This window comes from Chromobacterium sphagni, from assembly GCF_001855575.1.
GTDB lineage: Bacteria > Pseudomonadota > Gammaproteobacteria > Burkholderiales > Chromobacteriaceae > Chromobacterium > Chromobacterium sphagni.
Genome location: NZ_MKCS01000001.1, coordinates 2,570,540 through 2,591,195 on the forward strand (window position 1 = coordinate 2,570,540; position 20,656 = coordinate 2,591,195).

The following is a 20,656-nucleotide window of genomic DNA, read 5'->3' on the forward strand; positions in this document are numbered from 1 at the left end:
CTGTTGCGTATCCGGAAAAGGCAAAAACCGCCGGGGGGACGTCCGGCGGTTGCTGGCGACGGCGGGCCGGCTTCAGCTGGCTTGGCCGATCTTGAAGTCGCGCGGCAGCGGCGCCTTGGTCTTGGGGCCGAACCACTGGTCGTAGATCCTGGCGGCCTGGCCGGACTTTTCCAGTTCCAGCAGGCTGTCGTTCACTACCTTGGCCAGACGGGCTTCGCCCTTGGGCAGGCCGATGGCCTGGTATTCGCGGGTCAGCGTGAACGGCGCCAGTTCGTACTTGGCCTTGTCCGGCGCGTTGGCCAGCAGCGCGGCCAGCTTGGAGCCGTCCTGGCTGATGGCCTGGACGTTGCCGTTGCGCAGCGCGGTGAAGGCCAGCGGGGTGTCGTCGTAGGCCACCACGGTGGTCTTCGGGTATTTGTCGCGCAGATACACTTCCTGGGTGGTGCCCTTGTCAACGCCTACGCGCAGGCCGGCCAGCTGTTCCGGCTTCTGCAGCGCGCCCTTGCGCACGATGAACTGTTGGCCGGAGGCGAAGTAGGGCAGGCTGAAGTCCACCTGTTTCTTGCGCTCGTCGGTGACGGTGAAGTTGGCGGCGACGATGTCGGCCTTGCCGGACACCAGGAGCGGCACGCGGTTGGCCGGGTTGGTGGCCACCAGTTGCAGCTTCACGCCCAGCTTCTTGGCGATGTATTGCGCGACGTCCACGTCCAGGCCGACGATCTGGCGGCTTTTGGCATCCAGAAAGCCGAAGGGCGGGTTGCTGTCGAAGGCGGCGACGCGGATCACGCCGGCTTTCTTGATGTCGTCCAGGCGGTCGGCCAGGACCGAGGTGGAGACGGCGGCAAGCGCAATAGCTAGGGCGAGGGTCTTTTTCATGGCGGGCCTTGTTATGTTCATTCGAAATGCGATGATTTGCCGACCATGCTATCCGCTTTATCTAATAGCGTGAAATTATTAAAAATTAATTCAATATTCCAATTTTTGAATTTTCGGGGCGGGGCGCGCGCCGCGGCGGCGGAAAGAGAAAAGGCCAGGCTATGCCTGGCCTTCTGCCCTTCGCAGCAAACCGGTCAGGCCGGCTTGCGCTTGCCGAAGAACACGAACAGCGCGACGCCGATGATGATCATCGGCAGGCTCAGCCACTGGCCCATGCTGATCACGTCGGACTTGCCGAAGATGCCGGCGTCAGGATTGCGGAAGAACTCGCTGATGAAGCGGGCCAGGCCGTAGCCGATCAGGAACAGCGCCGACACCTTGCCGCGCGCGCGCGGCTTGCCGCTGTACAGCCACAGCGCGGAAAACAGCACGATGCCTTCCAGCGCGAACTCGTACAACTGCGACGGGTGGCGCGTGAGGCCGCCGTACTGCATCAGCATGTTCATCAGGTCGGACGACTGCTGCGCCTCGGCGATGTCGTCCATCCGCGCCTGCGGGAACAGCATCGCCCATGGCAGGTCCGGGCTGGCTACCCGGCCCCACAGCTCGCCGTTGATGAAGTTGCCGATGCGGCCGGCCGCCAGGCCCAGCGGCACCAGCGGCGCGATGAAGTCGGTCAGCTGCCAGAAGGTGCGCCCCACCTTGCGGCCGTACCGCGCCACCGCCACCAGCACGCCGATGAAACCGCCGTGGAAGGACATGCCGCCCTTCCACACCATGAAGATCTCCAGTGGATGACTGAAGTAGAAGCCGGGCTGGTAGAACAGTACCTCGCCCAGGCGGCCGCCCAGCACCACGCCGACGGCGCCGTACATCAGCATGTCGTCCAACTGGGCGACGGTGAGCACGTCATTGCCCCTTTTCAGGCGGTATTTGCCCATGGTGAGGAACAGGGTGAAGCCCAGCAGGTACATCAAACCGTACCAGTGGACCGCCAGCGGGCCGATATGGACGGCGACCGGGTCGAACTGAGGATGAATCAGCATTTGTCAGTGATGTGCGTTTGCGGTAAAAGAAATGTTGACGGAGATTATACGGAAAGCGTTCCCCGCCGTCGCGCCGCTCATCCGCGGCGAGGCGGCTCAGCAGCAGGCCTATTGGGCACCCGCAGGCCTGCCGGCTCCAGCCTACCCGGCTGTTGTGACGGAGCGTAGTCCGGATTTGCAAACATTCAAGGAAGCCTCATGCCCCAATACCGCTCCCGTACTTCCACCGCCGGCCGCAACATGGCGGGTGCCCGCGCGCTGTGGCGCGCCACCGGAATGACCGACGCCGACTTCGGCAAGCCCATCATCGCCATCGCCAACTCCTTCACCCAATTCGTGCCCGGCCACGTCCATCTGCAGAACATGGGCCAGTTGGTGGCGCGCGAAATCGAAAAAGCCGGCGGCGTGGCCAAGGAATTCAACACCATCGCCATCGACGACGGCATCGCGATGGGTCACGGCGGCATGCTGTACAGCCTGCCTTCGCGCGACCTGATCGCCGACAGCGTGGAATACATGGTCAACGGCCATTGCGCCGACGCGCTGGTGTGCATTTCCAACTGCGACAAGATCACTCCCGGCATGCTGATGGCCGCCATGCGCCTCAACATTCCGGTGGTGTTCGTCTCCGGCGGGCCGATGGAGGCCGGCAAGGTGCAGTGGGGCAACGAAGTGCGCAAGCTGGATCTGGTGGACGCGATGGTGGAGGCCGCCAACAGCGCGGTGTCCGACGAGGACGTCGACCGCGTGGAGCGCTCCGCCTGTCCCACCTGCGGCTCCTGCTCCGGCATGTTCACCGCCAATTCGATGAATTGTCTGACCGAAGCGCTGGGCTTGTCGCTGCCGGGCAACGGCAGCCTGGTGGCCACCCATGCCGACCGCAAGGAGCTGTTCCTGAAGGCCGGCCGCGTCATCGTCGAGATCACCAAGCGCTACTACGAGCAGGAAGACGCCTCGGTGCTGCCGCGCAGCATCGCCAGCAAGCGGGCGTTCGAGAACGCGATGAGCCTGGACGTGGCGATGGGCGGCTCCACCAATACCGTGCTGCACCTGCTGGCCGCGGCCAGCGAGGCCGGGGTGGACTTCAAGATGGCCGACATCGACCGCATCAGCCGCGGCGTGCCCTGCCTGTCCAAGGTGGCGCCGGCCACGCAGAAATACCATATGGAAGACGTGCACCGCGCCGGCGGGGTGGTGGCGATTCTGGCCGAGCTGGACCGCGCCGGCCTGATCCACCGCGAGGTGCCCACCGTGCACAGCGCGACGCTCGCCGCCGCGCTGGAGGCCTGGGACGTGATGCGCCAGGGCGAGGACAGCGAGGCGCGCCGCTTCTACCGCGCCGCGCCGGGCGGGGTGGCCACCACCATCGCCTTCTCGCAGTCGATGCGCTATCCGACCGTGGACGACGACCGCGCCGAGGGCTGCATCCGCGACCAGGCCCATGCGTACTCGCAGGATGGTGGCCTGGCGGTGCTATACGGCAACATCGCCGAGCGTGGTTGCATCGTGAAGACCGCCGGCGTCGACGAATCCATCCTCAAGTTCACCGGCCGTGCCCGCATTTTCGAAAGCCAGGAGGCGGCGGTGGAGGCCATCCTCGCCGACCAAGTGGTGGCCGGCGACATCGTGGTCATCCGCTACGAGGGTCCCAAGGGCGGGCCAGGCATGCAGGAGATGCTGTATCCCACGTCCTATCTCAAATCCAAGGGGCTGGGCAAGGCCTGCGCCTTGCTGACCGACGGCCGCTTCTCCGGCGGCACCTCCGGCCTATCCATCGGCCATGCTTCGCCGGAAGCGGCGGAGGGCGGCGCCATCGGCCTGGCGGAAGAGGGCGACACCATAGAAATAGACATCCCGAATCGCCGCATTCATCTGGCGGTGGCGGACAGCGCGCTGGCCCAACGCCGCGCGGCGATGGAGGCGCGCGGCGGCAATGCCTGGAAGCCGCTGGGCCGCGAAAGGGCGGTCAGCCCGGCCTTGCGCGCCTACGCGGCGATGACCACCAGCGCCGACACCGGCGCGGTGCGCGATGTGTCGCAGGTGGAAAAGTAGCGCGCCGCCGGGCAGGATCACAAGCAGCCGGGTCCGGCTGCTTTTTTTATGTTTATTAACATGATTTCAATGACTTTTAATATGTCCGCGCGCCGGCTTGATTATGATGCCCGCTGACTGACTGGTTAAAGAAAGTGATCCGGTGAGACAGACGATTTTCCTGGCGCTGTGCGTTGGCGCGAGCGCGGCGGCGCATGCTCAATCCTGGGGCGAGCCTGATGTGAAAGCCGGCGACAAATGGGTCTACCGAATGACCACGGAAAAGGCGGGGGCGGGCTGGGGCGAGACCAGCAATGAATTTACCGTCGCCCGGGTGTCGTCGAGGCTGATCTACCTCGAGACCAAGAAAGCCGGCACCAGCCAGCCGCCCAGCGTGTCGTTCTGGAACCGCGACTGGAGCGTGGTGCGCGAGTTCGACGGCGTGGAGACACTGACCAATCAGCCCTTGTCCTTTCCGCTGACGATAGGCAAGAGCTGGGCGCTCAAGTACACCGATCCCCATCCGGCGAATAACTTCAAGAGCCTGCAATGGGACAGCAAGTACACGGTGGTCGGTTTCGAGCCCGTCGAAGTGCCTGCCGGCAAGTTCAACGCGCTGAAGATCGAGGCCTAGGGACAATGGAGCGGCGTGCGCAAGCCGTCGGTGTCGGTGGGCCAGGCCATCAGCAACAATGCCGGCAATACCACGGTGGTGGGGCAGGTGCGCAAAGTGGACAGCCAGACGTTCACCGGCCGGACTTACAAGGCGTTCTGGTAAGTGCCCGAAATCAAGCGCTGGGTGAAGTCGGTAGAGGAATATTATGGCGGCGGCGGAACGCGCAACGAGCAGTACGTTTCCGAACTGCAGTCGTTCTCGCTGGACAACAAGTAAGCTCGGTCTTTCCCGGCGGGGCGCGCCCCGCCAGCCTGTCCAAGAACGGGCCGCCCTTGCCGGGCGGTCTGCCAAGGGGGCAGCCGGGCCTGAGAATTGCACCGTGCGGTGAAATTTTCGGGCCTGGCTGTTATTACACGGTGGACAAGGTCACCACCGCGGCGGAGACGATGGCGATGCCGGCCCAGCCTATCGGCTTGAGTTTCTGTTTATACAGCACGCGCGCGCCCAGCGCGGTGCCCAGGATGCCGATGGCGCCCCACAGCGCGTAGGCTATCGCCAAGTCCATGCCTTTCACCGCCTGCCCCAAGAGCGCGAACGCCAGCCATACCAGGGTGATGGCGCCGAAACCCCAGGCCTTGCGGCGGAAACCGTCGGATTTTTCCAGCATCAGGTTGGCGCCCACTTCTATCAGCGCCGAAGCCAGCACGAACAACAGATAGACGGTTTTCATGCCGCCACCTCGTCATGGGTTTCGCCCAGCGTCACGCACGCCAGCCCCAGCAAGGCCAGGCCCAGGCCCAGCAGTTCCTGCGCCACCAGCTTTTCGCCGAATAGCCAGACGCTGACCACGGTGAGGCCGATCAGTCCCAGGCCTTCCCACACCGCGTAGGCCACGCCTACCGAGATGGCCCGCAAGGCCAGCGACAGCAGGTAATAGGACAAGGCCAGCGCGCCGGCCATCAATAGATAGCCTTGGTAAGCCCCGCTGCGGGCGGCGACGGCCATGAAGGAGGTGCCGACGATTTCGCAGGCGATGGCGGCCATGAGCGTCAGCCAGGCCAGGGACAACGGAGAGAGTAATTTTTTCGACATAGTGTTTATAAAAATAGACATAACACCAGTCAGACTCGGCTCTCCAGCGGGAAGTTCATTTCAAAAGTAAACGCTACCAATTTTCTAGGCTGCCGCGCTGGCGGTTCCAATCCGGCTGGTCTGGGGTCTCATTCGTCGTCCAGCGCCGTCTCGCCATCGCGCATTTGCAATGCAAACTGCCGCAGCGGCCGATGGCGCCGGATCAGCGTCGCCAATTGCGGAGAATGGCTGGTCACCCACAACTGGCTGTAGCGGCTGGCCTCGGCGATCAGCCGCGCCAGCGCGGGCAGCAGCGCCGGATGCAGACTGTTTTCCGGCTCGTTCAAGGCCATGAAAGCCGGCGGGCGCGGACTGAGCAGCGCCACCGCCAGGCACAGGAAGCGCAAGGTGCCGTCGGACAACTCCGCGCTTTCCAGCGGCCGCAGCAAGCCGTTGCGCTGCATCAGCAGCTGGAAGCGGCCTTGCTGGACCTCCACCTGGAAGCCGCTGTCGGGAAAGGCGCTGGCCAGGATATCCCGCAATAGATCGCGATCGCCGATTTCGACGATGGTTTGGTAGGCGGCGGCCAGGTTGGCGCCATCGTGAGCCAGAACCGGCGAGCGGATGCCGACTTGCGGCGCGCGCAAGGGCGAGCCCGGCCACACTGCGAACTCGTGGTAGAAGCGCCAGTTGCGCAGGGTCTCGCGCAGTTGCGACAGCTCGGGGTAGCGGTGCGGCTCCGCCAGTTGGCCGAAGATCGACTCCTCGGCGCGCAGGCTGGTGGGGTAGGCGTTGCGTTCGCCGTCTGCGCCGCAGAGGAAGGCCGCTTGGTTGCGCCGTTCCAGCAGCAGGGTGGAGGGCCGGCGGCCGTGGCCGGCCAGCCACAGGTTTTCCTCCTTGATCAAGGGGTCCAGCGCGAACAGGCTGCTGCTGGGTTCGGGGTAGCCCAGTTGCAGTTCGTAGTCAAAGTCATCCAGCCTGGCCGACAGAATCATGCGCCTGGGCGCGCGAGCGCGGTCGCCGCGGCGCGGCCCTCCGGCCCACATCGCCTTCTGCACGCCGCCTTCCTGCGCCAGCGCCGGCGACAGTCGGCCTTCGGCGGCGTCGTGCAGCAATTTGATGGCTTTGTAAAGATTGGATTTGCCGCAGCCGTTGGCGCCCACCACCACATTGAGCGCGTCCAGTTCCAGCGTGAGTTTGCGGATGGAGCGGAAGCCGGACAGGTTGAGGCTGTGTATGGGCATGGCAGGGGAGGAATCGGTAAACAAGCTGGGACTGTTGCGGGGGCGGCGGGTTCCTGGCGATGCGGGAGCGGTGGAACTGGCAAAACGGCGGGTAAGTTGGTTAGGTCTTGATGTTTGTCATAATCAAGTCAGGCGATAGTGCTAGCATAGCCCACGCTCCTGTCCGACAGTCGGGAACTTGTGAGGGGCGGCGTCGGTCCAGCCCCTTCCCGCGCGCGTTTTGTCTGTATGTCCTCTATTCGGTTCATTTGGTAAAAATCGAATCATTCCGCCGTTTCAATATTCGTTTTGTTTCGTAAGTGAAATATTTGCGAAATGACAATAGAATTTGTGACTCTATGTAAATTACCATATTGGGTTTTTGTGCGACAGGCGCTTGCGAGATTGCCCATGCCTTTGCGGCCTGTTCTTGTGGCGAATGCGGCAGGTGGACAGTTGGACAAGTTGTGAAGATATTGTGTATATCGCAATGATTTGTAAGATTTTTGCCAGGGATTGCGCGGCGGGTAGGCAAAAAAAATGCGCGGTGCCTTACGGCCCGCGCCAAGTCTACAAAGGAGAAATAGAGGAGAAACTATCAAGAAGCAATTGCTGCATCTCAACGAGAACGGATTATCCGGATTGCGGTAGCGAGTGTCAACATTTGCGTTTCCGAAAATGTCGAGAAATGTAAGTTTTTGTCGCGCTTCGATACATGAGGCCGGGAAAGGGCCGGAATTGCAGGCGTCCAGCATATGGTCATGTCTGGCGCGCGGCCGCCCCATAACGTGGCAGCTGTGCCACAATACGTTTTTTCCGTTTGCAGCAGGATGTCAGCACATGGACGCAGTCCGCCATATTCTTCCCGATCCACGCCAGTACCACCCGCAAGTTTCCCTGACCAATCGTCTGATCCATCATGCCCAATCGGTGCTGGATGCGCCCGATGCCGGCGAGCGCGACATGTGGCGCCAGGCGCTGGTCGCCGCCATGGATGAGATGCTGCAGCGCGGCGAGCTGCTGTCGATCTCGGTGGCGCTGGCGATGGTGCCGACGCAAGCCTGCTATCAGGTGGTATGGGACGGGCTGCGCCAGGCGGTGGAGGAAACCGGCGGCGCGCGCGCGCAGGTGTTCGCTATGCCGCTGGTGCTGGTGGCCGGCAGCCGCAGCGAAACGACGCTGCCGGGCGAGATCGCCGATGTGGCCGGTCTGAATGCGCTGCTGCGCCAGCATGGCGTGTTCGCCGCCGACGGCGATGTCGCCTTGTCCGGCGCATTGTTGCACCCCGACAGCGTGGTGGGGCTGGACGCCGCCACGCTGTACCAGCTGACCCGCAAGCACGAGGCGGCTCGGGATGCGCTGCCGCAGCAGGCGGCGCCGGTTACGGTAAAGGAGGAGGGGGTGTTCCTGCGCTACCTGATGGGCGTGGCGATCCAGCGGGACGGCGAGCCGTCGCCGCTGCGCCAGGGCGGCGCGGTGGGTGCCTGGGGGATGCCGGTGATGAAGTTGCTCGGCGAGCAGCTCAAGGCTGACGGCGTGACGCTGTTCCCTATCGCCCGCCCGCCGCTGCCTGTGATGCAGGCGCTGGTGGCCGGCAACTTCGCCCGCTTCGAGGTGGCGCTGCAGGTATTCGCCAGCAGCCAGATCCGCCGCCTGCGCGAGCTGGACAAGGAGCCGGTGGCCATCGTTTCCGCCCACGACAACGGCGAGCTGCATTTCACGCTGTCGGCCAGGGGCGACGAGCGCAACTGGGAAGCGTTCGTCTGGCCGCTGGCGTCCTTGGACAACGTCAAGCTGATCGAGGAGAACTTCCGCGAGCTGATGGCCGAGTGCCATGTGCGCGACGTGCATGCGATCGCCGAGCTGCAGCCGGAAAGCCGCGACGGTGTCCCGCTGTTTTTCACCGCCGACGATTTGTAAGATTTCGTCCGCCGTCCGCCCGCGCGAACCCGGCCCCGCAAGCGCGGGGCTTTATTTTTGCCTGCGCACGGCGCTGCTGGCTAGGCCTGGTCCGGGGCTGATTCCATGGCTTGGGCCCACGGCGCGCCGGCCAGGCGGATGGCCAGGTAGTCGATCAGCGCCTGCACCCGCGCCGGCCGGCTGCGGCCCGGCGGCGTCAGGATGTACAGGGCGATGGGATCGACCCGCCAATCCGTCATCGCGGTTTCCAACTGGCCCGACTGCAAATCCTGCCAGGCGAGGAACTCCGGCTGCAGCGCCAGTCCCAACCCGGCCCGCAAGGCCGGCGCCAGCGCCTCGGCGTTGTTGACCCGCAGCGGAGCGGGCATCTCCAGCGCAAACTCCCCCTGCTGTTCATGACGGAAGCTCCAGCAATGGCTGCTTGGCGAGTAGCTGTATTGCAAGGCGCGATGGCCGGCCAATTCTTTGGGGTGCCGCGGGCGGCCGTGGCGCTGGAAATACGCCGGCGCGCCAACCAGCAGGATGCGCACCGTGCATAGCCGCCTGGCCAGCAGGCTGGAGTCGGCCAGCGAGGCGATCCGCAGCGCGATGTCCAGCCGGTTCGCCAGCAGATCCACCTTTTCGTCGCTGAAGTGGAAGTCCAGCTCCACCTCGGGGTGCCGCGCCATGAACTCCGGCAGCAGCGGCGCCAGGTGGGAAATGCCGAAGGACATCGGCGCGGTGGCGCGCACCGGTCCGCGCAGGCTGCTGGATTGTTCGGCGATGTCGGCTTCCACCGCCTCGCCCTCCGCCAGGATGCGGGCGGCCCGCTCCAGCGCGGCGTCGCCGGCCTCGGTCAGCGTGATGCGCCGCGAGGTGCGGTGAAACAGCATGGTCTTCATCCGGGCTTCCAGCCGGGTGATGGCCTTGGACACCGTGGCTTGCGACAGGGTCAGCTCGGCGGCGGCTCGGGCGAAGGAACCGCACTCCGCCACCTTGGCGAAAATCGCCCAGGCTTCAAGATCGGGCAGTTTTTTCATATCGGTTCCGCAGGCAAAGCGATGAGATTGATTCCAATTTTATCATCATGGCAGTCTTGAGAGGGCTGATCATGTCAAAAGTGGAAAGGATACTATTCTTTATATCCCATTAACATGGTTTGGCGAGGCGTTTATAGTGGCTATATCCACTTAACGCCGTCAGGAGAACACCATGATTGAACACCGTCCATTTGCCAGCCTAGGCGGAGCCCATCATGGCTGGCTCGACGCCAAGCATCATTTTTCCTTCGCCGAATACTACGACCCGGCGCGCATGAGCTGGGGCGCGCTGCGGGTGTGGAACGACGACACCATCGCGCCTGGCAGCGGCTTCCCGCCGCATCCGCACGCCGATATGGAAATCGTCACTTATGTCCGCGAAGGCGCGATCACCCACCAGGACAATCTGGGCAACAAGGGCCGCACCGAGGCCGGCGATGTGCAAGTGATGAGCGCCGGCAGCGGCATCACGCATTCCGAATACAACCTGGAGTCGGGCGTCACCCGCATTTTCCAGATATGGATCATGCCGGACCGGCGCGGCGGCGAGCCGTCCTGGGGCGCCAAACCCTTTCCCAAGGCCGACCGCTCCGGCGCGTTCGTCGCGCTGGCCAGCGGCATGGACGGCGACGACAACGCCTTGCCTATCCGCTCCCATTCCCGCGTGCTCGGCGCCACCCTCAAGGCCGGGGAAGCGGCGGAGTACCGGCTGGGCGAGGGGCGGCGCGGCTATCTGGTGCTGGCAAGCGGTCTGGCGGAAATCAACGGCATTGCGCTGCAGGCCCGCGACGGCGCGGCCATCAAGGACCTGGAGCGGCTCCGCGTGGTCGCCAGCCAGGATGCGGAACTCATTCTGGTCGATACCCGCGGGTAAATACCGAGGCGGGCCTGCCCGCATTCCATCGCATGGTTTCACCTATTGTCCCAACCCTTCCCACATAAAAACGAGGATCACACCATGACCATCACCGCTGCCGCCACCGCTAGCCCGCTGCTGCTGACCCCGCGCGACCATACCCTGATCCTGATCGACTACCAGTCGCAGATGGCCTTCGCCACCCACTCCATCGACATCCCCACGCTGCGCAACAATGCCGGCCTGGTGGCCGCCGCCGCCGCGGGTTTCGGCGTCTCCACCATTCTCACCACCGTGGCCGAGAAAAGCTTCTCCGGGCCGATGTTCGACGAGGTGACCGCGCCGTTCCCGGATCAGCGGTTGCTGGACCGCACCTCGATGAACACCTGGGAGGACGCCGCGGTGATCGCCCAGGTCAACCGAATCGGCAAGCCGCGCATCGTGCTGGCCGGCTTGTGGACCAGCGTCTGCATCGTCGGCCCGGCGCTGTCCGCGCTGGCGCAGGGCTTTGAGGTTTACGTGATCACCGACGCCTGCGGCGACGTCTCCGTCGAGGCGCATGAGCGCGCGGTGCAGCGCATGCTGCAGGCCGGCGCGCAGCCGATGACCGCGCTGCAATACCTGTTGGAACTGCAACGCGACTGGGCGCGCACGGATACCTATGAGCTGACCACCGGCATCGCCAGGAAGCTGGGCGGCGGCTACGGCCTGGGCATAGGCTACGCCAAGGCCATGTTCGGCGCCGAGGAAGGCTGATCGTCGGCCGGTGCTGGCGCTCCCTCCGGCTGCGCCAGGCCGCCGCACCAACCGCATGATGGCCCGACAGCGACGCATCAGGAGACGCGACAATGAGCATCCGCACTGTAGCCGACGCGATTCTGCGCAACGGCCGCTTCACCACGCTGGACTCGCGCCGCCCCCGCGCCAGCGCCGTCGCCATCCATGACGGCAAGTTCCTGGCGGTGGGCGACGATCAGGAGATCATGGCGCTGGCGGGGCCCGCCACCCGCGTTGTCGATCTCAAGGGCCGCGGCGCATTGCCCGGCCTGATCGACAACCACACCCATATCGTGCGCGGCGGCCTCAACTTCAATCTGGAGCTGCGCTGGGACGGCGTGCGCTCGCTCGCCGACGCGATGGACATGCTGCGGCGGCAGGTGGCCGTCACTCCCGCGCCGCAATGGGTGCGGGTGGTGGGGGGCTTCACCGAGCACCAGTTCGTCGAAAAGCGCCTGCCCACGCTGGAGGAAATCAACGCCGCCGCCCCGGACACCCCGGTGTTCCTGCTGCACCTATACGACCGCGCGCTGCTCAATGGCGCGGCCTTGCGCGCCGTCGGCTATACCCGCGACACCCAGCCGCCGCCGGGCGGGGAAATCGTCCGCGACGCGAACGGCAACCCCACCGGCCTGCTGCTGGCCAAGCCCAATGCCGCCATCTTGTACGCCACGCTGGCCAAGGGCCCCAAGCTGCCGTTCGATTACCAGCTCAATTCCACGCGCCACTTCATGCGCGAACTGAACCGCTTGGGCGTGACCGGCGTCATCGACGCCGGCGGAGGCTTCCAGAACTATCCGGACGATTACGCGGTGATCCAGCAACTGGCCGACAGCGGCCAGATGACGGTGCGGCTGGCCTATAACCTGTTCACTCAAAAACCGCATCAGGAGAAAGAGGACTTTCTCGATTGGACCTCCAGCGTCAAATACAAGCAAGGAGACGACTACTTCCGCCACAACGGCGCCGGCGAGATGCTGGTGTTTTCCGCCGCCGATTTTGAGGACTTCCGCCAGCCGCGCCCGGACATGCCGCCGGAAATGGAGGGCGAGCTGGAAGAGGTGGTGCGCATCCTGGCGCAGAATCGCTGGCCGTGGCGGTTGCACGCCACCTATGACGAAACCATCGCCCGCGCGCTGGACGTGTTCGAGAAAGTGAACCAGGACATCCCGCTGCAGGGCCTCAACTGGTTCTTCGACCACGCCGAAACCATCTCCGAGCGCTCGATGGACCGCATCGCGGCGCTGGGCGGCGGCATCGCGGTCCAGCACCGGATGGCCTATCAGGGCGAGTACTTCGTCGAGCGCTACGGCGTGGCCGCGGCGGAAGCCACGCCGCCTATCGCCCGCATGCTGGCCAAGGGCGTCAAGGTGTCGGCTGGAACCGATGCCACCCGCGTCGCCTCCTACAACCCCTGGGTGTCGCTGTCTTGGATGATCACCGGCAAGACCGTTGGCGGCTTGCGGCTCTACCCGCAGCGCAACTGCCTGGACCGCGAAACCGCGCTGCGGATGTGGACCGAGAACGTGGCCTGGTTCGCCAACGAGGACGGCAAGCGCGGCCGCATCGCCGCCGGCCAGTTCGCCGACCTGATCGTGCCGGACCGGGATTTCTTCGCCTGCCCCGAGAACGACATTTCCTTCCTGACTTCCGAGCTCACCCTGGTAGGCGGCCGCATTGTCTACGCCGCCGGGGATTTCGCCGCGCTGGACGACAATCCGCTGCCGCCGGCGATGCCGGACTGGTCGCCGGCGCGGACTTTCAAGGGCTACGCCGCCTGGGGCGAGCCGGAGCGGGCGGGGCGCAATTCGCTGCAACGGCAGTCGGTCGCCGCCTGCGCTTGCGCCAGCGCCTGCGGCCTGCACGGCCATGACCACGCCCGCGCCTGGGCTTCCAGTCTGCCGGTGTCCGATGCGAAGGGCTTTTTCGGCGCGCTCGGATGCGCCTGCTGGGCGGTGTGATGTCGCAGGCAGGGCAGGGGCTTGGCCGGGGTGGATCCCGGCCAGCCGCGAAACCCGGCGGATAGCCGGATTTTTCCGTCAGGGAGGCGCGGCCAGACGCGCTCGCGCGCGGCCGCGGCCGCTGCTGGGCGCGCGCATGAGCCGCGTTTCGGCGGCGGCGGTTCCGGCATCTGGCGCGCCAAGAGGGGCCCGGCTTATTTGACGTCAAGATTTCATGCCGGGCATTTCGTGTAGAATGGCCCGATCGTTAACCCATTGATGGAAGAGCCAGACGATGTTTGCTGCCGACCAGACGATTGCCCAATTCGACCCCGAACTCGCCGCCGCGATTGCCGCCGAGTGCCAGCGCCAGGAAGATCATATTGAACTGATCGCCTCGGAGAACTACACCAGCCCGGCGGTGATGGAAGCCCAGGGCTCCCAGCTGACCAACAAGTACGCCGAAGGCTACCCCGGCAAGCGTTTCTACGGCGGCTGCGAGCATGTCGACGTGGTGGAGCAGCTGGCGATCGATCGCGTCAAGCAACTGTTCGGCGCCGAATACGCCAATGTGCAGCCGCACTCCGGCAGCCAGGCCAACCAGGCGGTGTACTTCTCCATTCTGAAGCCGGGCGACACCGTGATGGGCATGAACCTGGGCCACGGCGGCCACCTGACCCACGGCTCGCCGGCCAACCTGTCCGGCAAGATGTTCAACATCGTCGCCTACGGCCTGAACGACAAGGAAGAAATCGACTACGACGATATGGAACGCGTGGCGATGGAAACCAAGCCGAAACTGATCATCGGCGGCGCGTCCGCCTACGCGCTGCGCTTCGACTTCGAGCGCATGGGGCAGATCGCCAAGAAGGTCGGCGCCTACTTCATGGTGGACATGGCGCACTACGCCGGCCTGGTGGCCGCCGGCCTGTACCCGAATCCGGTGCCGCACGCCGACTTCGTCACCTCCACCACCCACAAGACGCTGCGCGGTCCGCGCGGCGGCATCATCCTCGCCCGCGCCGAGTTCGAGAAGAGCATCAACAGCAATGTGTTCCCGACCTTGCAGGGCGGCCCGCTGGAGCATGTGATCGCCGCCAAGGCCATCGCCTTCAAGGAAGCGCTGCAGCCGGAGTTCAAGGTTTATCAGGAACAAGTGCTGAAGAACGCCGCCATCATGGCCAAGACCCTGGCCGAGCGCGGCCTGCGCATCGTGTCCGGCCGCACCGAGAGCCACGTGTTCCTGGTCGACCTGCGCGCCAAGGGCCTGACCGGCAAGGCGGCCGACGCGCTGCTGGGCCGCGCCCACATCACCGTCAACAAGAACGCCATTCCCAACGATCCGGAAACGCCGTTCGTCACCTCCGGCATCCGCATCGGCTCGCCGGCCATCACCACCCGCGGCTTCAAGGAAGCCGAGGCGATCGAAGTCGCCAACCTGGTGGCCGATGTGCTGGACAATCCGAACGATGACGCGGTGATCGCCCGCGTAGCCGAACAGGCCACCGCTTTGTGTCACCGCTTCCCGGTGTATGCCAAGTAAGCTTGGCCGCGCAGGTGGAAAAGCCGCTCCCGGGAGCGGCTTTTTTTATCGCGCGCCGGCCCCGCTTCCTTGATGCGCTGGCAGCGCTCGAAATCAGGCTGGGCGCGGGCATCGCATGGAGTTTGATGGATGGCATGTCGGTCAGGGGGCGGTCTTAAGAAGCGGGAGGGCATGGCGACAGTCATGTTCGGCACGACGCTCGTCGCAGGCCTGGCCATAGTCGGCGCGCTTCCCGCCGGGATGGTTCAAGGCGATCTCGCCCATGCTTTGGGCGATGCCGCCTAGCCTTCCCTCACGCCGCAGCCTGGCGCGGATAAGCCGCTTGAGAACCTGGCGCGCTGCAAGCTGTCATATGAACGCCGATTTTATCGACATGTAAAATGACCATTGATTGATTTGGCGATATCCGGCGATGTCAGCGGCAGGCTTTGCTGATAACATTCAACTATTACAATCTTCAGGACTATTGGCATGAAATGCGCGTTTTGTGGCAACGCCGATACCCAGGTGATCGACTCCCGCGTCAGCGAGGATGGGACCAGCATACGCCGACGCCGGCGCTGCCCCGCCTGCGACAAGCGTTTCACGACTTTTGAAACGGCGGATGTGCGCATGCCGCAAGTGGTGAAAACCGCCGGTCATCGTTCTGAATTCGACATCGAGAAAGTGCGCACCAGCTTTTTGCGGGCGCTGCACAAGCGGCCGGTGTCGACCACGCTGGTGGACGAGGCGATAGACCGCATCTGCCACAAGCTGCTGCAACTGGGCGAGCGCGAGGTGAGCAGCCGCCAGATCGGCGAGATGGTGATGAACGAACTGGCGCGGCTGGATAAGGTGGCCTATGTTCGTTTCGCCTCGGTTTACCGCAGTTTTCAGGATATTTCCGAATTTACCGACGCTATCAAGGAAATCCAGAAGTCCTCGCATTGACAGTTTGGGAGAGGGCTGATTAGTCTGGCTATTTCTTTGTCATTTTAAAGATGCCATGACTACCCTCGCCCAGACACACCTTGCCCTGTTGCCGCCCGGCGTTGACCACGCCGAGCGGCTGTTCGCATTGATAGACGAGAGCCGCCAGACGCTGCGGGCCTGGCTGCCGTGGGTGGATGCCACCCGCAGCGTGGAAGACAGCCGGCAGTTTCTGGCCGGCATCGCCGATGGCCAGCGCAACGGCGCGGCCTGTACCACCTGGTTGATCGAATCTGACGGCTAGTTGGCCGGCTGCATCGATATCCATGGCGTCAGCGCGCTGCATCGTTCCGGCTGCCTGGGCTACTGGCTGGCCGACCGTTTTGTCGGCCGCGGCCTGATGCGCGGCGCGGTGGCGCAGGTGCTGGATATCGGATTCGGCGAACGGGGCCTGAACCGCATCGCCATCGTGGCGGGCGTGGAGAACGCGCGCAGCCGGGCGGTGGCCGAGCGTCTGGGGTTCAGCCTGGAAGGCGTGCAGCGCGACGGCCTGTATTTGCACGGTCGCTACCATGATGCCTGCCAGTACAGCCTGCTGGCCAGGGAGTGGAAAGGATTGCGATGCCCACGGTGACCATCCGGCCCGCCGATCCCGCTGCCGATGCGGCGGCGCTGTATGCCTTGATTGAAAGCTATCGCACCACGCTGAGCCAATGGATGGCCGGCATCGTCAAGCCGCAGTCGGCGGCGGATACCGCGGTTTTTCTGCGGCAGCAGGTTCAGGGCAATGCGGAAGGGCGCAGCGCCCACCGGTTGATCGAAGTGGACGGCGAGATCGCCGGCATCTGTTCATTGCACGGCATCAGCCAAGCGCATCGCTATGCGCGCATCGGTTATTGGCTGGCGGATTGTCATGTCGGCAAGGGCGTGATGCAGCAGGCGCTGCGGCAGCTATTGCGCCATGGGTTCGACGAGCTGGGCCTGCATCGAGTGGAATTGGGTTGCGCGCCGGAAAATGCCCGCAGCTGCAAGGTGGCGGAAAGCCTGGGCTTCCGGCTGGAAGGCGAGCTGCGCGACGCGCAGTATCTGAACGGCCGCTACTGGAATATGCGTTGTTACGGCCTATTGGCCGATGAATGGAAGAATCGAGCATGATGGATTACAGCGCCGACGATCACCTGTATATGCAGCGCGCGCTGCGGCTGGCCGAAGGCGCGACCCGCCGCGCCGCGCCCAATCCCGGCGTCGGCTGCGTGCTGGTGCGCGAAGGCAAGGTGATAGGCGAGGGCGCGACGCTGGCGGTGGGTTCCGATCACGCGGAAATCCAGGCCATCAAGGATTGCCTGGCGCGCGGCGATAGCCCGCGCGGTGCTACCGCCTACGTGACCTTGGAGCCGTGCAGCCACCATGGCCGCACCCCTCCGTGCGCGGAGAGGCTGATCGCCGAGGGCATCGACCGCGTCGTGGCGGCGATGGTCGATCCGTATCATGAGGTGGCAGGCCGCGGCATCGCCATGCTGCAGGCCGCCGGCATTTCCGCGGCGGCGGGCCTGATGGAGCCGGAGGCGCGCCGCGTGCACCGCGGCTTCCTGTCGCGCGTCGAGCGCGGTCGGCCGTGGGTGACCCTGAAAGCAGCGGCCACGCTGGACGGCAAGACCGCGCTGCTGAATGGCAGCAGCAAGTGGATCACCGGGCCGCAAGCCAGGCTGGACGTGCAGCGCCTGCGCGCCGCGCATTGCGCCATCCTCACCGGCAGCGGCACGGTGCTGGCGGATAATCCGCAACTCACGGTGCGCGAAGTGCCGGTGGCGGTCCAACCATGGAGGGTGGTGCTGGACGGCGCGTTGAAAACCGATCCATCCAGCCGTATCTACCAGGGCGGGCGCGTATTGCTGGCCAGCTGCGCCGCCGATCCGGCGCGCTTGGCCGCCTATCAGCGGCAGGGCGTCGAGGCGCTGATGCTGGCAAGAGGCGACGGCGGCGCCGATCTGACCGACCTGCTGAGGCAACTGGCGGCGCGCGGCGTCAATCAGCTGATGGTGGAAGCCGGCGCCGGCTTGAACGGCGCCTTGCTGCGGGCCGGGCTGGTGGACGAAATCGTGCTGTATCTGGCGCCGTCGCTGGCGGGCGATGCGGCGCGCGGTCTGTTCGCCTGGCCGGCGTTGACCGATCTGGCGGACAAGGTCAGGCTGGATATTGTCGATGTCGGCAAAGTTGGCGCCGATTTGCGCCTGATCCTGCGGCCTGGGCGCTGAAGGCTGGAGTTGCTTGTTGTTCCGGCCGCGCAAGGTTTGTATGCTGAAAGCTGGCGATGTGGAATGTCTGGTGTGTTGCCGGTTTGAGGCGGTTTCGGCCGGCTGGAGGGTGGGATGGCGGATGTGGCGGCTGCGCTGGAGGCGTATCTGCAGCTGATTGCCCGTCTGGGCGCGGCGCAGGAAGTGGTGGAGCAGAGGCGGGCGTTGCTGCTGCGTTTGCTGGCGCGCTTGTCGGGGCTGCCGCGCACTGTCGAAACCTATCAGGCGGTTGTCGAAGTTTTTGTCGCGGATTGCCCGCTCCAGGAGCGGGTGCTGGCGATGAGCTGTTGCCGCGAATTCTATTGCTTTTGGCTCAATGACATGAAGAAGGTGGTGGAGATCACCTCCCGCAGCGGCTTCTCCCTGTTCAACCCGGCGATTTTGCTCGCCGGCACCTTTGATGAGCTGGTGGATGTCATGCAGCGGCGGCGGTTTCGCCGGTTTCCTCCCTCGCTGGGCCTGTATTTGGGCAAGCTGTTCGAGGACGGCCATCCCGACGAGGTGATCCGCCAGCGTGGCATCCTGTTGAAGGCGCTGCTGTTTCTGCTGGATCCTCATCCATTTGATTCCACCAGCTACCGGATGGCGGTGGATGGCTTGCTGCTGCATCTGCAGGACCCTGCCGACCGGCAGTTGTTGCTGCCGGCGGTGCGTGAATATTTTCCCTATTGGCAGTCGTTTCCCTTTGCCCGGCAACGGGTGGGGACGGATAAGGGGGAATCAGCCTCTCCATAGGATTTTGAATGAGTAAAAATCATTAATTCTGGCTGGTGATCTGATTTTTTCTCTTGTTTTTCATATGATTTAATGAATTTTTTGCTTCTCATCTTATCTTGAATATCAATTATTCTCATGAGAGTATGTTTTCTTCACTATCAGGGAGAATCTCATGGGAAATCAGACGGCCTATCAGAGCCTGACCCGCACTTTTCAACGATTGCACCATTTTGGCCACCTGTCCGCCATCGCCAGCTGGGACCAGGCGGCCATGATGCCGAGCAAGGGCAATGAGGCGCGCGCCGCGGCCCAGGCTGAGTTGCAGGTGTTGATGCATCAGTTGATCACGGCGCCGGAACTGAAAACGCAGTTGGACGCCGCCGAGCAGGAGGCGCTGGACCCAAGCCAGCGCGCCAATCTGCGCGAAATTCGCCGCGACTGGCAGCTGGCCAATCTGCTGCCGGCGGAACTGATCGAAGCCAAGTCGCTGGCGGCGGCGCGCTGCGAGCACGCCTGGCGCAGCCAGCGGCGCGCCAACGACTGGCAGGGCTTTCTGCAGAACTTCCGCGAAGTATTGCGCTTGGCGCGCGAGGAGGCCGGCCTGCTGGCGCAAGCGCAAGGCGGCAGCGGCTACGATGCGCTGCTGGACAAATACGAGCCGGGCATGAAGAGCGCTGACATCGCGCGCATCTTCGGCGACGTGAAAACCTGGCTGCCGGGGCTGATTGCCAAGGCGCGCGACAAGCAGGCCGGCGAAAGCGTGATCCAGCCGCAGGGACCCTTCTCGGTGGAGAAGCAGCGCCAGCTGGGCCTTGAGGTGATGGGCCTGCTGGGATTCGATTTCGACGGCGGCCGGTTGGATGTCAGCAACCATCCTTTCTGCGGCGGCGTGCCGGAAGATGTGCGCATCACCACCCGCTACCGCGACGACGATTTCGTGCAGAGCCTGATGGGCATCATTCACGAAACCGGCCATGCCCGCTATGAGCAGAGCCTGCCGCGCGGGCTGTTGTCGCAGCCGGTGGCGCGCGCCCGTTCCATGGGCATTCATGAAAGCCAGAGCCTGTCGTTCGAAATGCAACTGGGGCGCAGCCGCGGCTTCCTGCAATTGATCGCGCCCTTGATCGGCAAGCATTTCGGCGAGCAGCCGGCTTTCGGCGCCGATAACCTGGCGCGGTTGTACACCCGGGTGGCGCCGGGTTATATCCGCGTCGATGCCGACGAGCTGTGCTACCCGGCGCATGTGATCCTGCGTTTCGAGATCGAGCGGGCGCTGATCGACGGCGAGATCGAGGCCGAGGATGTGCCGGCGCTGTGGGACGAGAAGATGATGGCTTATCTGGGGGTGGATACCCGCGGCAACTACCGCGACGGCTGCCTGCAGGACATTCACTGGACCGACACTTTCGGCTATTTCCCCAGCTATACCCTGGGGGCGATGTATGCGGCGCAGTATTTCGCCACCATCCGCCGGCAGGAGCCGCAGCTGGATGAAAAGATCGCCGCCGGCAATCTGGCTCCGGTATTCGATTGGCTGAACGCCAATATCTGGAGCCAGGGCAGCCGTTGGACCACCAATGAACTGGTGGAGCGCGCCACCGGCGAGACGCTGAATCCAGCTTACTACCGCGCGCACCTGCAGGCGCGCTACCTGGACTGAGTCCGCTTGCCGGCCGGACCGTTGGCGGTCCGGCCGGCCTATCGATGGCGGTAGATGATCGCGCCTGATCCCGCAAGTTCAGGCCGTCGTGTTGGCTTCAATGTTTTTTGCCAGCACACCCATCCCGCAGGCCGCGGCCAAGCTCAAATCCACCATCC

The 20,656-nt window shown here is 64.2% G+C and carries 21 protein-coding genes; 15 read left to right on the forward strand and 6 right to left on the reverse strand.

Annotated features, from left to right (window positions below; all coding sequences use genetic code 11):
• Positions 1 to 72: 72 nt before the first annotated feature.
• Positions 73 to 876: an ABC transporter substrate-binding protein gene (locus BI347_RS12135; protein WP_071115958.1), complete on the reverse strand. Its 804-nt coding sequence runs from the start codon at positions 874 to 876 to the stop codon at positions 73 to 75.
• A gap of 194 nt (positions 877 to 1,070) precedes the next feature.
• Positions 1,071 to 1,922: a prolipoprotein diacylglyceryl transferase gene (gene lgt, locus BI347_RS12140; protein ID WP_071115959.1), complete on the reverse strand. Its 852-nt coding sequence runs from the start codon at positions 1,920 to 1,922 to the stop codon at positions 1,071 to 1,073.
• A gap of 198 nt (positions 1,923 to 2,120) precedes the next feature.
• Between lgt and ilvD the strand changes: the two genes are divergently transcribed.
• From ilvD to BI347_RS24815, 3 genes are all read left to right on the forward strand, one after another.
• The gene (ilvD, locus tag BI347_RS12145; RefSeq protein WP_071112800.1) at positions 2,121 to 3,974 is read left to right on the forward strand and encodes a dihydroxy-acid dehydratase; all 1,854 of its coding nucleotides are present in this window, start codon (positions 2,121 to 2,123) and stop codon (positions 3,972 to 3,974) included.
• Positions 3,975 to 4,116: 142 nt separating this feature from the next.
• Positions 4,117 to 4,587 (forward strand): hypothetical protein, encoded by a 471-nt coding sequence (locus tag BI347_RS22680; RefSeq protein ID WP_139167211.1) that lies wholly within the window; start codon positions 4,117 to 4,119, stop codon positions 4,585 to 4,587.
• A 15-nt stretch (positions 4,588 to 4,602) separates the two neighbouring features.
• Positions 4,603 to 4,731, forward strand: a complete 129-nt coding sequence (locus BI347_RS24815; protein WP_275637781.1) for a hypothetical protein — start codon at positions 4,603 to 4,605, stop codon at positions 4,729 to 4,731.
• A 247-nt stretch (positions 4,732 to 4,978) separates the two neighbouring features.
• Here BI347_RS24815 and BI347_RS12155 read toward each other — a convergent pair whose 3' ends face one another.
• The 3 genes from BI347_RS12155 to BI347_RS12165 all read right to left on the reverse strand — a co-directional run bounded on the left by BI347_RS12155 (position 4,979) and on the right by BI347_RS12165 (position 6,884).
• Positions 4,979 to 5,299, reverse strand: coding sequence for an SMR family transporter (locus tag BI347_RS12155; protein WP_071115960.1), 321 nt, complete (start codon positions 5,297 to 5,299; stop codon positions 4,979 to 4,981).
• Complete coding sequence (locus BI347_RS12160) at positions 5,296 to 5,682, reverse strand: DMT family transporter (RefSeq protein WP_204378035.1); 387 nt, start codon at positions 5,680 to 5,682, stop codon at positions 5,296 to 5,298. The genes BI347_RS12155 and BI347_RS12160 overlap by 4 nt, the downstream gene beginning before the upstream one ends.
• Before the next feature lie 107 nt (positions 5,683 to 5,789).
• Positions 5,790 to 6,884, reverse strand: coding sequence for an AAA family ATPase (locus BI347_RS12165; protein ID WP_071115961.1), 1,095 nt, complete (start codon positions 6,882 to 6,884; stop codon positions 5,790 to 5,792).
• 819 nt (positions 6,885 to 7,703) lie between these two features.
• Here BI347_RS12165 and BI347_RS12170 point away from each other — a divergent pair.
• Positions 7,704 to 8,783 carry a hypothetical protein gene (locus BI347_RS12170; RefSeq protein WP_071115962.1) on the forward strand — a complete coding sequence of 360 codons (1,080 nt, stop codon included), beginning with the start codon at positions 7,704 to 7,706 and terminating at the stop codon, positions 8,781 to 8,783.
• An 80-nt stretch (positions 8,784 to 8,863) separates the two neighbouring features.
• Here BI347_RS12170 and BI347_RS12175 read toward each other — a convergent pair whose 3' ends face one another.
• On the reverse strand, positions 8,864 to 9,802 hold the full coding sequence (locus BI347_RS12175) for a LysR family transcriptional regulator (protein WP_071112804.1): 939 nt from the start codon (positions 9,800 to 9,802) through the stop codon (positions 8,864 to 8,866).
• 172 nt (positions 9,803 to 9,974) lie between these two features.
• Between BI347_RS12175 and BI347_RS12180 the strand changes: the two genes are divergently transcribed.
• From BI347_RS12180 to BI347_RS12225, 11 genes are all read left to right on the forward strand, one after another.
• The gene (locus BI347_RS12180) at positions 9,975 to 10,676 is read left to right on the forward strand and encodes a pirin family protein (protein WP_071112805.1); all 702 of its coding nucleotides are present in this window, start codon (positions 9,975 to 9,977) and stop codon (positions 10,674 to 10,676) included.
• 84 nt (positions 10,677 to 10,760) lie between these two features.
• A complete protein-coding gene (locus tag BI347_RS12185; protein WP_071112806.1) occupies positions 10,761 to 11,414 on the forward strand; it encodes a hydrolase in 654 nt (217 codons plus the stop codon).
• Positions 11,415 to 11,506: 92 nt separating this feature from the next.
• A complete protein-coding gene (locus BI347_RS12190) occupies positions 11,507 to 13,396 on the forward strand; it encodes an amidohydrolase (RefSeq protein WP_071115963.1) in 1,890 nt (629 codons plus the stop codon).
• Between the two features lie 274 nt (positions 13,397 to 13,670).
• Positions 13,671 to 14,918 (forward strand): serine hydroxymethyltransferase, encoded by a 1,248-nt coding sequence (gene glyA, locus BI347_RS12195; RefSeq protein ID WP_071115964.1) that lies wholly within the window; start codon positions 13,671 to 13,673, stop codon positions 14,916 to 14,918.
• 471 nt (positions 14,919 to 15,389) lie between these two features.
• Positions 15,390 to 15,848, forward strand: a complete 459-nt coding sequence (gene nrdR, locus BI347_RS12200; protein WP_071115965.1) for a transcriptional regulator NrdR — start codon at positions 15,390 to 15,392, stop codon at positions 15,846 to 15,848.
• Positions 15,849 to 15,903: 55 nt separating this feature from the next.
• The gene (locus BI347_RS22685) at positions 15,904 to 16,131 is read left to right on the forward strand and encodes a hypothetical protein (RefSeq protein ID WP_139167212.1); all 228 of its coding nucleotides are present in this window, start codon (positions 15,904 to 15,906) and stop codon (positions 16,129 to 16,131) included.
• The gene (locus BI347_RS22690; protein ID WP_083338844.1) at positions 16,132 to 16,461 is read left to right on the forward strand and encodes a GNAT family N-acetyltransferase; all 330 of its coding nucleotides are present in this window, start codon (positions 16,132 to 16,134) and stop codon (positions 16,459 to 16,461) included. It abuts the gene before it with no gap.
• Entirely contained in the window at positions 16,449 to 16,982 is a 534-nt protein-coding gene (locus BI347_RS12210) for a GNAT family N-acetyltransferase (RefSeq protein ID WP_071115966.1), read from the forward strand. Before BI347_RS22690 ends, BI347_RS12210 begins: the two co-directional genes overlap by 13 nt.
• Complete coding sequence (ribD, locus tag BI347_RS12215; RefSeq protein ID WP_204378036.1) at positions 16,979 to 18,082, forward strand: bifunctional diaminohydroxyphosphoribosylaminopyrimidine deaminase/5-amino-6-(5-phosphoribosylamino)uracil reductase RibD; 1,104 nt, start codon at positions 16,979 to 16,981, stop codon at positions 18,080 to 18,082. The genes BI347_RS12210 and ribD overlap by 4 nt, the downstream gene beginning before the upstream one ends.
• Positions 18,083 to 18,196: 114 nt before the next feature.
• Positions 18,197 to 18,856: a hypothetical protein gene (locus tag BI347_RS12220; protein WP_071112813.1), complete on the forward strand. Its 660-nt coding sequence runs from the start codon at positions 18,197 to 18,199 to the stop codon at positions 18,854 to 18,856.
• A 154-nt stretch (positions 18,857 to 19,010) separates the two neighbouring features.
• The gene (locus BI347_RS12225; RefSeq protein WP_071115967.1) at positions 19,011 to 20,498 is read left to right on the forward strand and encodes a carboxypeptidase M32; all 1,488 of its coding nucleotides are present in this window, start codon (positions 19,011 to 19,013) and stop codon (positions 20,496 to 20,498) included.
• Positions 20,499 to 20,656 lie beyond the last annotated feature (158 nt).